Source organism: Paraburkholderia sp. JPY465 (genome assembly GCF_050436725.1).
GTDB lineage: Bacteria > Pseudomonadota > Gammaproteobacteria > Burkholderiales > Burkholderiaceae > Paraburkholderia > Paraburkholderia youngii.
The window spans coordinates 914,806-928,824 of sequence record NZ_JBNDMT010000003.1; the positions used below are offsets into that span (position 1 = coordinate 914,806).

General features: G+C 65.1%; 8 protein-coding genes. 3 read left to right on the forward strand and 5 right to left on the reverse strand.

What is annotated here, in order from left to right; translation table 11 throughout:
• Positions 1-63: 63 nt before the first annotated feature.
• Entirely contained in the window at positions 64-759 is a 696-nt protein-coding gene (locus tag QFZ94_RS18830) for an aspartate/glutamate racemase family protein (protein ID WP_429458747.1), read from the reverse strand.
• Positions 760-922: 163 nt separating this feature from the next.
• Here QFZ94_RS18830 and QFZ94_RS18835 point away from each other — a divergent pair, with 163 nt between their 5' ends.
• Entirely contained in the window at positions 923-2,224 is a 1,302-nt protein-coding gene (locus QFZ94_RS18835) for an amidohydrolase family protein (protein WP_429458749.1), read from the forward strand.
• Between the two features lie 88 nt (positions 2,225-2,312).
• Here the strand turns inward: QFZ94_RS18835 and QFZ94_RS18840 are convergent, their stop codons facing one another.
• From QFZ94_RS18840 to fixL, 4 genes are all read right to left on the reverse strand, one after another.
• Positions 2,313-4,418 (reverse strand): M3 family metallopeptidase, encoded by a 2,106-nt coding sequence (locus QFZ94_RS18840; protein WP_429458751.1) that lies wholly within the window; start codon positions 4,416-4,418, stop codon positions 2,313-2,315.
• Between the two features lie 320 nt (positions 4,419-4,738).
• Entirely contained in the window at positions 4,739-5,602 is an 864-nt protein-coding gene (folD, locus tag QFZ94_RS18845) for a bifunctional methylenetetrahydrofolate dehydrogenase/methenyltetrahydrofolate cyclohydrolase FolD (RefSeq protein WP_368586750.1), read from the reverse strand.
• A 440-nt stretch (positions 5,603-6,042) separates the two neighbouring features.
• Positions 6,043-6,687 carry an oxygen response regulator transcription factor FixJ gene (gene fixJ, locus QFZ94_RS18850; protein ID WP_008922736.1) on the reverse strand — a complete coding sequence of 215 codons (645 nt, stop codon included), beginning with the start codon at positions 6,685-6,687 and terminating at the stop codon, positions 6,043-6,045.
• The gene (gene fixL, locus QFZ94_RS18855; protein WP_217710116.1) at positions 6,684-9,200 is read right to left on the reverse strand and encodes a PAS domain-containing sensor histidine kinase; all 2,517 of its coding nucleotides are present in this window, start codon (positions 9,198-9,200) and stop codon (positions 6,684-6,686) included. Before fixL ends, fixJ begins: the two co-directional genes overlap by 4 nt.
• A 275-nt stretch (positions 9,201-9,475) precedes the next feature.
• Here fixL and aceE point away from each other — a divergent pair, with 275 nt between their 5' ends.
• Both aceE and aceF read left to right on the forward strand, forming a co-directional pair.
• Positions 9,476-12,181, forward strand: coding sequence for a pyruvate dehydrogenase (acetyl-transferring), homodimeric type (gene aceE / locus QFZ94_RS18860; protein ID WP_429458753.1), 2,706 nt, complete (start codon positions 9,476-9,478; stop codon positions 12,179-12,181).
• 83 nt (positions 12,182-12,264) lie between these two features.
• Positions 12,265-13,917, forward strand: a complete 1,653-nt coding sequence (gene aceF, locus QFZ94_RS18865) for a dihydrolipoyllysine-residue acetyltransferase (RefSeq protein ID WP_429458755.1) — start codon at positions 12,265-12,267, stop codon at positions 13,915-13,917.
• The last annotated feature ends 102 nt before the right edge of the window (positions 13,918-14,019 follow it).

Consider the following 14,019-nt stretch of genomic DNA (forward strand, 5'->3'; position numbering starts at 1 on the left):
ATGCTGCGCGCGCGTGAACTGGCGCAACATGATTCGCGCTCGATCGAAGCCTCTAACCCATCATCACGCCCCGATCGCCCACTCCACCGCGGCCTGCGCATGTAACGCGGTGGTATCGAACACAGGCAGCACCGAATCTTCCGGCTTGATCAGCAGCGTGATTTCAGTGCACCCGAGTATCACCGCCTGCGCGCCACGCGCGGCCAGATGTTCGATCACGCGTTGATAGACCTCGCGCGACGCGTCGTCCACATTACCGTGGCATAGCTCGTCGTAAATGATGCGGTGCACGTCCGCGCGTTCGTCGTCATCAGGCACGAGCGTGTCGAGTCCATAGCGCTCGCGCAGCCGGCCCGTGTAGAACGTCTGCTCCATCGTGTAGCGCGTGCCGAGCAGACCAACGCGCTCGACGCCCGCCGCGCGCAACGCCGCGCCGGTCGGATCGGCGATGTGCAGGAACGGCACCGTGATGGCCTGCTCGATCGATTCGTACACGCGATGCATCGTGTTCGTCGCAAGAATCACGAGATCGGCGCCGCCGCGTTCGAGCTGGCGCGCGGCGCCGGCCATCTGTTCGCCGAGCGCGTGCCAGTCGCCGGCGCGCTGGTTCGCCTCGATCGACGCGAAATCGACGGTCAGCAGCAGACTGCGTGCGTTGTGATGGCCGCCGAGCCGCGCCTTCGCATGGCGATTCAGCAGCCGGTAATACTCGCTTGACGACTCCCAGCTCATTCCGCCGATCACGCCGATCGTTTTCATCTGTACGCTCCGTCAATGCATGGCCGAAACGGCGAGTATAGGCGCGTCGCATCGCATCGAGCCGGTACGGATTGCGGCCTGTACGCCGGTACGCATCGGCGCGCGCATTATTCTGGCGTCGATAGAATCGTAGCGAGTCCAAACGCGATCAACCGGAGCGAACATGGATCTGATCATCCGCCGCGCGACGCTGCCGCGCAGTGCCGCCCAGCAGTTCACGCAGCAGCCGTCCCCAGTCGACATCGGCATTGCCGCGGGTCGCATCGTCGCGCTCGAGCCGAACCTGGCCGCGAGCGCGCGCGACGAAATCGACGCGGCCGGTTCGCTCGTCACGCCGCCGTTCGTCGATCCGCATTTCCATATGGACGCGACGCTGTCGTACGGTTTGCCGCGCGTGAATGCGTCGGGCACGCTGCTCGAAGGCATCGCGCTATGGGGCGAGTTGAAGCCCGAGCTCACGCAGCAAGCGTTGATCGAACGCGCGATGCAGTATTGCGATTGGGCCGTCGCGCGCGGCCTGCTCGCGATCCGCAGCCACGTCGACGTGTGCGATCCGCGTCTGCTCGCGGTCGAAGCGTTGCTCGAAGTGAAGCGCCGCGTCGCGCCGTATCTCGATCTGCAGCTGGTCGCGTTTCCGCAGGACGGTCTGCTGCGCAGCGCCGGCGCGTTCGACAACCTTAAGCGCGCGATCGGCATGGGCGTCGACGTGGTCGGCGGCATTCCGCATTTCGAGCGCACGATGGCCGACGGCGCGCAGTCGGTGCGCATGCTGTGCGAGTACGCGGCTGGGCAGGGTCTGCGCGTCGACATGCATTGCGACGAATCGGACGATCCGCTGTCGCGTCACATCGAAACGCTCGCGGCCGAAACGCATCGGCTCGGCCTGCACGGACGCGTCACCGGTTCGCACCTGACGTCGATGCATTCGATGGACAACTACTACGTGAGCAAGCTGTTGCCGCTGATGCGCGAGTCGGGCGTCGCGGCGATCGCCAATCCGCTGATCAACATCACGCTGCAAGGCCGCAGCGACACCTACCCGAAACGGCGCGGCATGACGCGGGTGCCGGAGATGCTGGCCGCGGGCATCACGGTCGCATTCGGTCACGACTGCGTGATGGACCCGTGGTACAGCCTGGGCTCGGCCGACATGCTGGAAGTCGCGCAGATGGGCCTGCATGTCGCGCAGATGACCAGCGTCGACGGCATGCGCGCCTGTTTCGACGCGGTGACCGTGAACGCGGCGCGCATTCTCGGTCTGGAAGACTACGGCATCGCGCCCGGTTGCGCGGCCAATCTCGTCGTGCTCGATGCGCGCGACGAGATCGAGGCGATCCGTCTGCGCGCCGCGCGGCTCGCGGTGGTGAGCCGGGGCAGGGTGGTGAGCCGCGCGCCGGCCGCGCGCGCGTCGCTATCGATCGAAGGGCGGCCCGAGCAGGTCGATTTCAAGCTCTATCGCGCGTAGCGCGCTGTCTCGCGCATGAATGAAAAAACCGGCGGCCTGCTCGCGCAGACCGCCGGCTTTTCTATTGGCATCGCGACGCTCGAATCGCTCAGTGTGCGGCACCCGGCGCCATGCCGTTATGCCGCAGCAGCGCATCGATATTCGGCTCGCGGCCGCGGAACGCCTTGAACGATTCCATCGCCGGACGGCTGCCGCCCACTTCCAGAATCTCGCGACGATAGCGCATGCCGGTCGACTGATCGAGCACGCTGCCCGCGGCTTGCGCGGCTTCCTCGAACGCCGCGTACGCATCGGCCGACAGCACTTCCGCCCACTTGTAGCTGTAGTAGCCGGCCGCGTAACCGCCCGCGAAAATATGGCTGAACGTATTCGGCCAGCGCGAGAACGGCGCTTGCGGCACGACGTGGAAGCGTTCGTTGATTTCGCGCGCGAGTTCATTGGCGCTCTTCGCACCGTTCGCGTCGAAGCCCGTATGCAGTTGCATGTCGAACATCGAGAACACGATCTGCCGCAACGTGCCGAGACCGCTCTGGAAGTTCTTCGCGGCGAGCATCTTGTCGAACAGCTCGCGCGGCAGCGGCTTTCCGGTATCGACGTGCGAGGTCATGTCGGACAGCACGTCCCATTCCCAGCAGAAGTTCTCCATGAACTGCGACGGCAGTTCGACCGCATCCCATTCGACGCCGTTGATGCCCGACACGCCGAGCTCATCGACGCGCGTAAGCATGTGATGCAAGCCGTGGCCGAACTCGTGGAACAGCGTGATCACTTCGTCGTGCGTGAAGCAGGCGGGCTTGCTGCCGACCGGCGCCGAGAAATTACACGTCAGATACGCGACCGGCGTTTGCACCGCGCCGTGCGCGAGCTTGTGACGGCCGCGCGCGTCGTCCATCCAGGCGCCGCCGCGCTTGCCTTCGCGTGCATACAGGTCGAGATAGAACTGCGCGACGAGGCCGCCGTCCTGATTCTCGACGCGGAAAAAGCGCACGTCCGGATGCCAGACGGCTGCATCGTCGCGGCGGATGCGCACGCCGAACAGCGTCTCGGTGACCTTGAACAGACCTTTGAACACCGCGTCTTCGGGGAAGTACTGCTTCACTTCGTTTTCCGAGAACGAATAGCGCTTCTGGCGCAGACGCTCGGCGGCGAACGTCATGTCCCACGGCTGCAGATCGGTCATGCCGAGTTCGCTCGCGGCGAATTCGCGCAGCTCCTTCCAGTCCTGCTCCGCATGCGGACGCGCGCGCGTCGCAAGGTCTTCGAGGAAGGCCATCACCTGAGCCGGCGATTCGGCCATCTTCGGCGCGAGCGACACTTCGGCGAAGTTGCCGTAGCCGAGCATCTGCGCTTCTTCGGCGCGCAGCTTCAGTTCGTCCGCGAGCACCTGGGTGTTGTCCCACTCGCTCTTGCCGTTGCCGTACTGTGCGCCGAGCTCGGACGCGCGCGTCACGTACGCGCGATACATCGCTTCGCGCATCGGACGGTTTTCCGAGTACTGCATGACCGGGAAATACGAAGGGAAGTGCAGCGTGAACTTGTAGCCGGTCTTGCCGTCGCGCCCGGCGGCTTCCTTCGCGGCTTCGATCACGTCTTCGGGAAGGCCCGCCAGTTGCGCCTCGTTGCCCGCATCGACGATGTACGCATACGCGTTGGTCGCATCGAGCACGTGATCCGAAAACGCCTTCGACAGCGCCGCCTGGCGCTCCTGCAATTCGGCGAAACGCGGCTTCTGGTCTTCCGGCAACTCGGCGCCGGACAGGCGGAAGTCACGCAGCGCGTTGCTGAGGATCTTCTTGCGTTCGCCGTTCAGCGACGCAAACTCGTCGCTCGCGTTCAGTGCCTTGTACTTCTCGTAGAGCGCGAGATTCTGGCCGACGCTCGACCAGAATTCGGTCACGCGCGGCAGGTTCTCCCCGTACACGGCACGCAGCTCGGGCGTATCGGCAACGGCATTCAGATGGCCGATCACGCTCCACGCGCGCGACAGCGGCTCGGTGGCGCGCTCGACCGGTTCGACGACGTCGGCCCACGACGCGGGCGTGACCGGCAGCGCGGCACGCTCGACGGCGGCCGCCGCGTCGGCGAGCAGCACGTCGAGGGCGGGCGTCACGTGCTCGGGTCGGATGGAGCCAAAGCGCGGCAGATCGGAAAAATCGAGGAGCGGGTTGTCTTGAGGCGTGGCGGTAGTGGACATAGGGCTTCCTGTCTGACGCGGGTGAAGTGGGCGGTGCGGCGGCGTTCGTGCGAGTCGTCTGGTGGCGTGTCGCTCGACGATCGGCGCGCGGCGGCACCGGCTAACGACAGTATTGGGGCGGGAAGCGCCGATTCCAATCCATCGGCTGACAAATTAACAGATGTTGCGGTGCGCTGGCGCGCGTTGGGGCGGGGCGTGGGCCGCGGGGTCCGGCGGCGCGGTGATGATGGGGTGGTTCTGCGAGAGAGGAGGGCGGGAGACGACCCGGTGCACGAGACGGATGAGTCGCCTCACTCCGCCTCGCACTGACCGCGCGGCGATTACGCCTTGGCCGCGTTCGCCTCGCGCTCGGCTGCTTCGATCGTGTTGACGAGCAGCATCGTGATCGTCATTGGGCCGACGCCGCCCGGCACCGGCGTGATATGGCCGGCCACTTCCTTGACGCCCGCGAAGTCGACGTCGCCGCACAGCTTGCCGGCGTCGTCGCGATTCATGCCGACGTCGATCACGGTCGCGCCCGGCTTCACCATGTCCGCGGTCAGGATGTTACGCAGACCGGTCGCGGCGACCACGACATCGGCGTTGCGGGTGTGCGCGGCCAGATCGCGCGTCTTGCTGTGGCAGATCGTGACGGTCGCGCCCGCTTCGAGCAGCAGCAGCGCCATCGGCTTGCCGACAATGTTCGAGCGGCCGATCACCACCGCGTTGGCGCCCTTCAGCTCGATGCCGTAGGCCTCGAACATTTTCATCACGCCGTACGGCGTGCACGGACGGAATAGCGGCTGGCCGGTCAGCAACGCGCCCGCATTGGCGACGTGGAAACCGTCGACATCTTTCTCGGGCGCGATCGCCTCGATCACCTTGTGGCTGTCGATGTGCTTCGGCAGCGGCAGCTGCACGAGGATGCCGTGGATGGCCGGATCGCGGTTCAGCTCGTCGATGCGCGCGAGCAGCTCGGCTTCGGGCAGGTCGGCCGGATAGCGGTCGAACGACGAGCCGAGGCCGTTGTCGTGGCAGGCTTTCACCTTGTTGCGCACATACACTTCGCTGGCCGGATTGTCGCCGACCAGAATCACGGCGAGGCCCGGCTGATGGCCGCGGGCGGTCAGGGCTGCGGCGCGCGCCGCGACGTCGGCGCGCAGGGTCTTGGAGAGGGCGAGGCCGTCGATCAGTTTGGCAGTCATGGTCGGTCGAACGTTGAGTCGAGGTTGGAGATCGGGAATCGATTCGGGGCAGGCGGTTTGGGCTGGCGGGGCGAAGCGCTCGCGCGGAGGGCGCGCGCGACGGCGTGCTTCGGCTGCTCGACGAAGCCGGGTAGCCCGCGACAGGCGCGTTGCCGGTTCGGGCAAGGCGCCGCTGCAAAGTCCGACATTATACCGGCGCGACGGGCGTGCTTCCGCAGGGGATTCGCGGCGCGTGGAAGCGCACGGGAGGAGTGGGGCGGGACGTGTGACGGCAAGAAAGCGCAACGCGGGCGGCGGGGCAGGCCGCTCGAACGCCACGCGCACGCCGGACTCAGCGACGCTCACGCCGTCGCGAACCGGCGACGCAACCGCCGCATGGCGGTCACTTAGAGACGGCCCTCCGAGCGAAGGGCCGCCCATACCGACGTTACTGCGCGACGTTACTGCGCCGTTTGCGGCTTGTTCGACAGCGCGAGTCGCAGCAGATCGGCGACCGTGTTGACGTTCAGCTTTTCCATGATGTTCGCGCGATGCGCTTCGACCGTCTTGATGCTGATGCCGAGGTCGTCGGCGATCTGCTTGTTCAGGCGGCCCGCGATGATCCGCTCGAGCACCTGATGCTCACGCGCGGTCAGCTTGCCGAGGCGCTCGGCCGCGGCACGCTGCTGCTGGACGCTGGTGCTTTCACTGCGCGCCTTGTCGAGCATGCGCTCGACGAGCTTGCGCAGTTCGGCTTCGTCGAACGGCTTTTCGATGAAGTCCATCGCGCCTTTCTTCATCGTCGACACGGCCATCGGCACGTCGCCGTGGCCCGTCACGAAGATGATCGGCAGCGAAGCGTTGTCGGCGATCAGGCGTTCCTGCAACTCGAGCCCGCTCATGCCGGACATCCGCACGTCGAGGATCAGGCACGCGATCTGGCCCGGATGCTGATGCGGCTGCCATGCGTCGAGGAACTGTTCTGCGCTCAGGAAGCATTGAACGCGGTAGCCGTTCGCCTCCAGCAGCCAGCGCAGCGAATCTCGCACGGCCTCGTCGTCGTCGACGACAAAGACGGTTTCCTGGGTGGTGACTGGGCTGTTCATAGCTCTCCCGTAACGGTTTGTGGTGTCGGCGCCTCGGACCCGCCGTTGCTCGGGCCGTCAGGCTCCCCAATAGGCAGACTGCAATGGAACGTGGCACCCGTGATGTGGCCGTCGGACTCGACATTGTTGACCACCCACAGACGCCCGCGATGCGATTCGATAATCGAACGGCAAATGTTCAGCCCCATGCCCATGCCATCGGACTTGGTGCTGTAAAACGGTTCGAACAGACGCTCGGCGGTCGTTTCGTCGACGCCCGGCCCCTGATCGACGACGCTGATGCAAACGAAGCCGCTCTCCAGCCGCACGACTACGCGGATCACTGGGTCGACCGCGTTCGGGCGCGCTTCGGCCATCGCCTCGACGCCGTTCTTCAGCAGGTTCACCAGGACCTGCTCGATCAGCACCGGATCGACGTAGATCACCGGCAGCCGCGAGCGCAGATCGGTGACGATGCGAATCCGCCGCTTTCTTGCCTCGATTTCGGCGAGACCCACCGCGTCGGCGACGATATCCGCGACCCGCGTGGCCTGACGCTTCGGCTCGCTGCGCTTCACGAACTCGCGGATACGCTTGATGATCATGCCGGCGCGCACCGCCTGCTGTGCGGTCTTTTCGAGCACCGGCAGCAGATTGTCGGGCGTCGTCCGACCGGATTTAACCAGTGCGACGGTCCCGGAGCAATAGTTGTTGATCGCGGCGAGCGGCTGGTTCAATTCGTGCGCGAGCGACGAGGCCATTTCGCCCATCGTCATCAGGCGGCTCGTGAACTGCAGCTTCTCGTCCTGCTGGCGCGCCAGCTCCTGGGCGCGCTTGCGGGTCGTGATGTCGGTTGCGATCTGCATCTGCGCGAGATGGCCGTCGACCCACTGGATGTACTGGCGCCGCACCTCGAACCACTTCTGGATGCCGGGGATGTAGATTTCCTGCGCGTCGGCGGTGCTTTCGGTCAGCGCCGCGGCGGGCAGGCCGACGAAGGTGTCGACCATGTCGATCGAATCGGACGACGCCTGCGAGCTGTCGAAGCCGCCGCCCGCGAGTTCGAGGTGACCGTCCGGGCGGATGCCGAACAGATGCCGGTAGTAGCGGTTCGCGAACAGCAGTTCGGCTTCGTCGGCGGCGAGCACCGACACCGCCGCATCGAGGCTTTCGAGCACGGTCGTGAAGCGCTCATGGGCGGCGGCGAGTTCTTCGCGCGCGCGCTTCGGCTCGGTGATGTCGGTCATCGACGACATCCAGCCAGTCTGGCGGCCCGAGCTGTCGATCAGCGGCGACACGTAGAGCCGTGCGTGGAACGTCGAACCGTCCTTGCGCCGCACGCGCAGCTCGAAGCCGGACGAGGGCGCCTTGCCGCGCAGCGTCATGTCGAGCTGGCGCTGCATCTCCGGGTACGCGTCGCGCGGCCAGTACGCGAACGGCGCGCTCTTGCCGACGAGGTCGCTTTCGTCCCAGCCGGTCATGCGGCAGAACGCCGGGTTCACGTGCGTGATGCGGCCGTGCATGTCGAGCACGCGCATGCCGATCAGCACCGAGTTTTCCATTGCGCGGCGGAAAAACGCTTCCGCGTACAGCGCCTGCTGCGCCTCGAAGCGCTGCCGGGTGTGCTTCCACAGACTCCACAGGCTCCACAGCACGAAGCAGGAGAGGCCGGCGACCAGCCACACCAGCGTGTTGTTCGTGAAGTTGGTGATCTGCGGGAACGCGTATACGCGCACCGAGATGCCCTGGCCCGGCGGGTCGAGCGGCAGGTCGTAGAACATGTCGCGCGGCAGGCGCGGGCGGGTCGACGTGGTGGTCAACTCGCGGTTGTTCACGTCGATGATCGAGATCTTGTATTTGGCCGACAGCTCGGGCGGGATGTCGCGCTTCAGAATGCCTTCCACCGAGAACACCGCGGCGATCGTGCCGAGGAAATCGCGGTCGCGGAAGATCGGCGTTTGCAACGTGATGAAGCCGTTGCCGAGGTCGTCGTAGATAAGCGGCGAGTACACCTGGCGGCGCGTGTTGCGCGCCTCGGCGAAACCGGCTTTGACCGCTTCGTCCATTTGTGCGTCGTTGGGCCGCGCGAGCCGCTGGCCTAGCACCGGCGGCGCGGCATTGGGCCAGCGCGGCTGCTGCTGAGCGGTGTACCAGTTCATGTAGAGGATCTCGGGATGCCCCTGCATGATGTCCGTGGTGTTCACCTGGAACGAATGCTCGTCAGCATGGCCGGCGGCGAGGTCGCGCGCGAGCGCCTGAATCTGTTCCTGCGCGCCTGTCATCGACAGCCGGATCTGCTGCTGCGCCCACGCGACGTTGCGGTACAGCGTGTCTTCCTGCTGCTGCTGTTCGCGCCGGTTCAGACTCCAGAGAATCAGGCTCATGACGACCAGGAATACCAGGATCGACAGCAGCGGCGTCAGCAAATAGGAATTGGACCACCAGGGTCCGTGGTGCCAGCGCGGGGACGGCGACGAATCCGCCGGCGAACCCGCGGTGCGCGCCGAGCGAGAGAAAAGCCGTTCGGTCAACATGCGTGGCATTGTAGCTCAGCACGTCCCCGACAAATGACGCAAAAAAGCGCGGAAAGTGCAGTTAATCGGCGCAAACTAGCCGACGGATCGGTCTAACGGCAGTCAAACCAGGTTGCGTTGCAGCAATTTTCCGCATTGTGAGAATTGATCTCGTAATTTGAAAATTTGATTGCGTTGACGTCGGGACCCTTATTACAATCAGCCGGTGCTGCCGCGGCCTATCCTGCGTCCGCGTGATCTGTTCAAAGTGCGTTCCCCATACCCAGGAGACGAGCATGTCCGCTGTACCCGACGAAGTCATGAAATATGTCGCCGCCGAGAAAGACGACGATCCCCAGGAAACCGGCGAATGGCTGGAAGCGCTGGATGGCGTGATTTCTGCTGTTGGCCCTGACCGTGCCCACTACCTGATCGAAAAGCAGATCGAATTTGCACGGGTGCACGGCGAACATCTGCCGTTCTCCGCCAACACGCCTTACATCAACACGATTCCGGTCGCGCGCCAGGCCAAGAACCCCGGCGACCAGGACATCGAACACCGCATCCGCTCGTACACCCGCTGGAACGCGATGGCCATGGTGCTGCGCGCGGGCAAGGAAACCAACGTCGGCGGCCACATCGCGTCGTTCGCGTCGGCCGCCACGCTGTACGACGTCGGCTACAACCACTTCTGGCACGCACCGTCGGCCGAGCACGGTGGTGACCTCGTGTTCGTGCAAGGCCACTCGTCGCCGGGCGTCTACTCGCGCGCGTTCCTGCTCGGTCGCCTGACCGACAATCAGCTCGACAACTTCCGCCAGGAAGTCGGCGGCGAGGGCATCTCGTCGTATCCGCACCCGTGGCTGATGCCGGACTTCTGGCAATTCCCGACCGTGTCGATGGGCCTCGGCCCGATCATGGCGATCTACCAGGCGCGCTTCATGAAGTACCTGCAGGCGCGCGGCATCGCGAAGACCGACGGCCGCAAGGTCTGGGCCTTCCTCGGCGACGGCGAAACGGACGAGCCGGAATCGCTCGGCGCGATCGGCATGGCCGGCCGCGAGCGGCTGGACAACCTCGTGTTCGTGATCAACTGCAACCTGCAGCGTCTCGACGGTCCTGTGCGCGGCAACGGCAAGATCATCCAGGAACTCGAAAGCGAATTCCGCGGCGCCGGCTGGAACGTGATCAAGGTCATCTGGGGCAGCCGCTGGGATGCCCTCTTCGCGCGCGACAAGTCGGGCGCGCTGATGCGCCGCATGATGGAAGTCGTCGACGGCGAATACCAGACGTACAAGTCGGAGTCGGGCGCGTTCGTGCGCGAGCACTTCTTCAACACGCCGGAACTGAAGGCGCTGGTCGCCGACTGGTCCGACGACGACATCTGGAATCTGAACCGCGGCGGCCATGATCCGCACAAGATCTACGCGGCGTTCACGGAAGCGACCAATTCGAAGGGCCAGCCGACCGTCATCCTCGCGAAGACGATCAAGGGCTACGGCATGGGCGAAGCCGGCCAGGCGATGAACATCACCCACCAGCAGAAGAAGATGCAGGTGGAGCAGCTGAAGAAATTCCGCGACCAGTTCCGTCTGCCGATCACGGACGAGCAGATCGTCGACGTGCCGTACCTGACCTTCGAGGAAGGCTCGAAGGAACTCGAATACATGCGCCAGAAGCGCATGGACCTCGGCGGTTATCTGCCGGCGCGTCGTCAGAAGGCCCAGTCGCTGCCGGTGCCGGAACTGTCGGCTTTCGAGCCGCTCCTGAAAGGCACGGGCGAAGGCCGCGAGATCTCCACGACGATGGCGTTCGTGCGGATCCTGAACATCCTGCTGAAGGACAAGGCGCTCGGCAAGCGCGTCGTGCCGATCGTGCCGGACGAGTCGCGTACGTTCGGTATGGAAGGTCTGTTCCGTCAGATCGGCATCTGGAATCAGGACGGCCAGAAGTACGTGCCGGAAGATTCCGACCAGCTGATGTTCTACCGTGAGTCGGAAACCGGTCAGATCCTGCAGGAAGGCATCAACGAAGCCGGCGGCATGGCCGACTGGATCGCAGCCGCGACGTCGTACTCGACGCACGGCGAGATCATGATCCCGTTCTACATCTTCTACTCGATGTTCGGCTTCCAGCGCATCGGCGACCTCGCATGGGCCGCGGGCGACATGCGCTCGCGCGGCTTCCTGCTGGGCGGCACGGCCGGTCGCACGACGCTGAACGGCGAAGGTCTGCAACACGAAGACGGCCACTCGCTGCTGTGGGCGGCTTCGGTGCCGAACTGCATCAGCTACGACCCGACGTTCGGCTACGAACTCGCGGTCATCGTGCAGGACGGTCTGCGCCGCATGGTCGCCGAGCAGGAAGATGTGTATTACTACATCACGGTGATGAACGAGAACTACGAACACCCGGCAATCCCGCAGGGCGCGGGGCTGGAAAGCGTGGCCGAGGACATCATCAAGGGCATGTACTCGTTCAGCAAGACCGCTGCCGACAAGAAGGCGCCGCATGTACAACTGATGGGCGCGGGCACGATCTTCAACGAAGTGATCGCCGCGGCCGACCTGCTGAAGAACGACTGGGGCGTCAACGCCGACCTGTGGAGCGTGCCGAGCTTCACCGAGCTCGCGCGCGAAGGTCACGAAGTGCAGCGCTGGAACCTGCTGCACCCGACCGAAGAGAAGAAGCTGTCGCACGTCGAGAAGCTGCTGAAGGACGCGCCGGGTCCGGTCATCGCATCGACCGACTACGTGCGTGCGCTGACCGAGCAGATCCGCGCGTTCGTGCCGCAGAAGTTCGTCGTGCTGGGCACCGACGGCTACGGCCGTTCGGACACGCGCGAGAAGCTGCGTCACTTCTTCGAAGTCGATCGCTACTGGGTCACGGTCGCCGCGCTCAACGCGCTGGCAGACGAAGGCACGATCGAACGCAAGGTGGTCGCCGAGGCGCTCAAGAAGTACAACCTTGATCCCGCCAAACCCAACCCGATGACCGTCTAAGGCATCACCCGTGTGCCACGATGCACGCGCCTGCTCCTCGTCGCGAGGGGCAGGCGGCGTGCGCGGCCCAGGAGACACTAACAATGAGTCAAGCGATCGAAGTCAAGGTGCCGGACATCGGCGATTACAAGGACGTCCCTGTGATCGAGGTGCTGGTAAAGGCGGGTGACACCGTCGAAAAAGAGCAATCGCTCGTTACGCTGGAATCCGACAAGGCGACGATGGACGTGCCGAGCTCGGCTGACGGCGTCGTCAAGGAAGTGAAGGTCAAGGTCGGCGATGCGGTGTCCGAAGGCACGCTGATCGTCGTGCTGGAAGGCGCCAACGCGGCAGCCGCGGCGCCCGCGCCGGCGGCGGCTCCTGCAGCGGCACCGGCACCGGCGGCAGCTCCGGCCGCGGCGCCCGCGCCCGCGGCGGCAGGCGGCGGCGTGCAGGAAATCAAGGTGCCGGATATCGGCGACTACAAAGACGTTCCCGTGATCGAGATCGCGGTGAAGGTCGGCGATCGCGTCGAGAAGGAACAGTCGCTCGTCACGCTCGAATCCGATAAGGCGACGATGGACGTGCCGAGCTCGGCCGCCGGCGTCGTCAAGGAAGTGAAGGTCAAGGTTGGCGATACCGTGTCGGAAGGCTCGGTCATCGTCGTGATCGAAGCGGAAGCCGGCGCTGCTCCGGCACCCGCGCCGGCACCGGCGGCGAAGGCGCCGACCGAGAAGCCGTCCGACGCACCGGCCACGCCGACCCCGGCACCGGCCGCGCCGTCCGCGCTTGCACAGGCGCCCCTGATCCCGGCCGGCGAAGGCGGCACGCGTCATCCGAGCCACGCTTCGCCGTCGGTGCGCAAGTTCGCACGCGAACTCGGCGTCGACGTGAGCCAGGTGAAGGGCACGGGTCCGAAGGGCCGCATTACGCAGGCCGACGTGACCGCGTTCGTGAAGGGCGTGATGACCGGCCAGCGCGCAGCGCCGGCAGGAGCCGCCGCGCCGGCCGCCGGCGGTGGCGAGCTGAATCTGCTGCCGTGGCCGAAGGTCGACTTCACGAAGTTCGGTCCGATCGATCCGAAGCCGCTGTCGCGCATCAAGAAGATCTCGGGCGCGAACCTGCATCGCAACTGGGTCATGATCCCACACGTCACGAACAACGACGAAGCGGACATCACCGAGCTCGAAGCGCTGCGCGTGAAGCTGAACAAGGAACACGAAAAGGCGGGCGTCAAGTTCACGATGCTCGCGTTCGTGATCAAGGCCTGCGTGGCGGCCCTGAAGAAATTCCCGACCTTCAACGCGAGCCTCGACGGCGACAACCTGGTGTTCAAGCAGTACTACCACATCGGTTTTGCCGCGGACACGCCGAACGGCCTCGTCGTTCCGGTGATTCGCGACGCGGACAAGAAGGGTCTCGTCGACATCGCGAAGGAAATGGCCGACCTGTCGAAGGCCGCGCGCGAAGGCAAGCTGAAGCCGGACCAGATGCAAGGTGGCTGCTTCTCGATCTCGTCGCTGGGCGGTATCGGCGGCACGCACTTCACGCCGATCATCAACGCGCCTGAAGTCGCGATTCTCGGCCTGTCGCGCAGCGCGATGAAGCCGGTGTGGGATGGCAAGCAGTTCGAGCCGCGCCTGACCATGCCGCTGTCGCTGTCGTATGACCATCGCGTGATCGACGGAGCGGAAGCCGCGCGCTTCAACGCATACCTCGGTTCGATTCTTGCCGATTTCCGGCGTGTGATTCTTTGACCGGCTGGTGAGGTCCGCCGGCGCGGGCGCGGATAGTTCCAACTGATCCGCGTCGCGCCGTCCGCGCGTTCGCGTGCGCCGTGCGCGCCGAACGCGCCGCTC

Excerpts from the sequence above, each read along its gene's own strand:
- QFZ94_RS18830 (WP_429458747.1), bottom strand. The coding sequence starts at position 759 with ATGAAAACGATCGGCGTGATCGGCGGAATGAGCTGGGAGTCGTCAAGC.
- QFZ94_RS18835 (WP_429458749.1), top strand. The coding sequence starts at position 923 with ATGGATCTGATCATCCGCCGCGCGACGCTGCCGCGCAGTGCCGCCCAG.
- QFZ94_RS18840 (WP_429458751.1), bottom strand. The coding sequence starts at position 4,418 with ATGTCCACTACCGCCACGCCTCAAGACAACCCGCTCCTCGATTTTTCC.
- folD (WP_368586750.1), bottom strand. The coding sequence starts at position 5,602 with ATGACTGCCAAACTGATCGACGGCCTCGCCCTCTCCAAGACCCTGCGC.
- fixJ (WP_008922736.1), bottom strand. The coding sequence starts at position 6,687 with ATGAACAGCCCAGTCACCACCCAGGAAACCGTCTTTGTCGTCGACGAC.
- fixL (WP_217710116.1), bottom strand. The coding sequence starts at position 9,200 with ATGTTGACCGAACGGCTTTTCTCTCGCTCGGCGCGCACCGCGGGTTCG.
- aceE (WP_429458753.1), top strand. The coding sequence starts at position 9,476 with ATGTCCGCTGTACCCGACGAAGTCATGAAATATGTCGCCGCCGAGAAA.
- aceF (WP_429458755.1), top strand. The coding sequence starts at position 12,265 with ATGAGTCAAGCGATCGAAGTCAAGGTGCCGGACATCGGCGATTACAAG.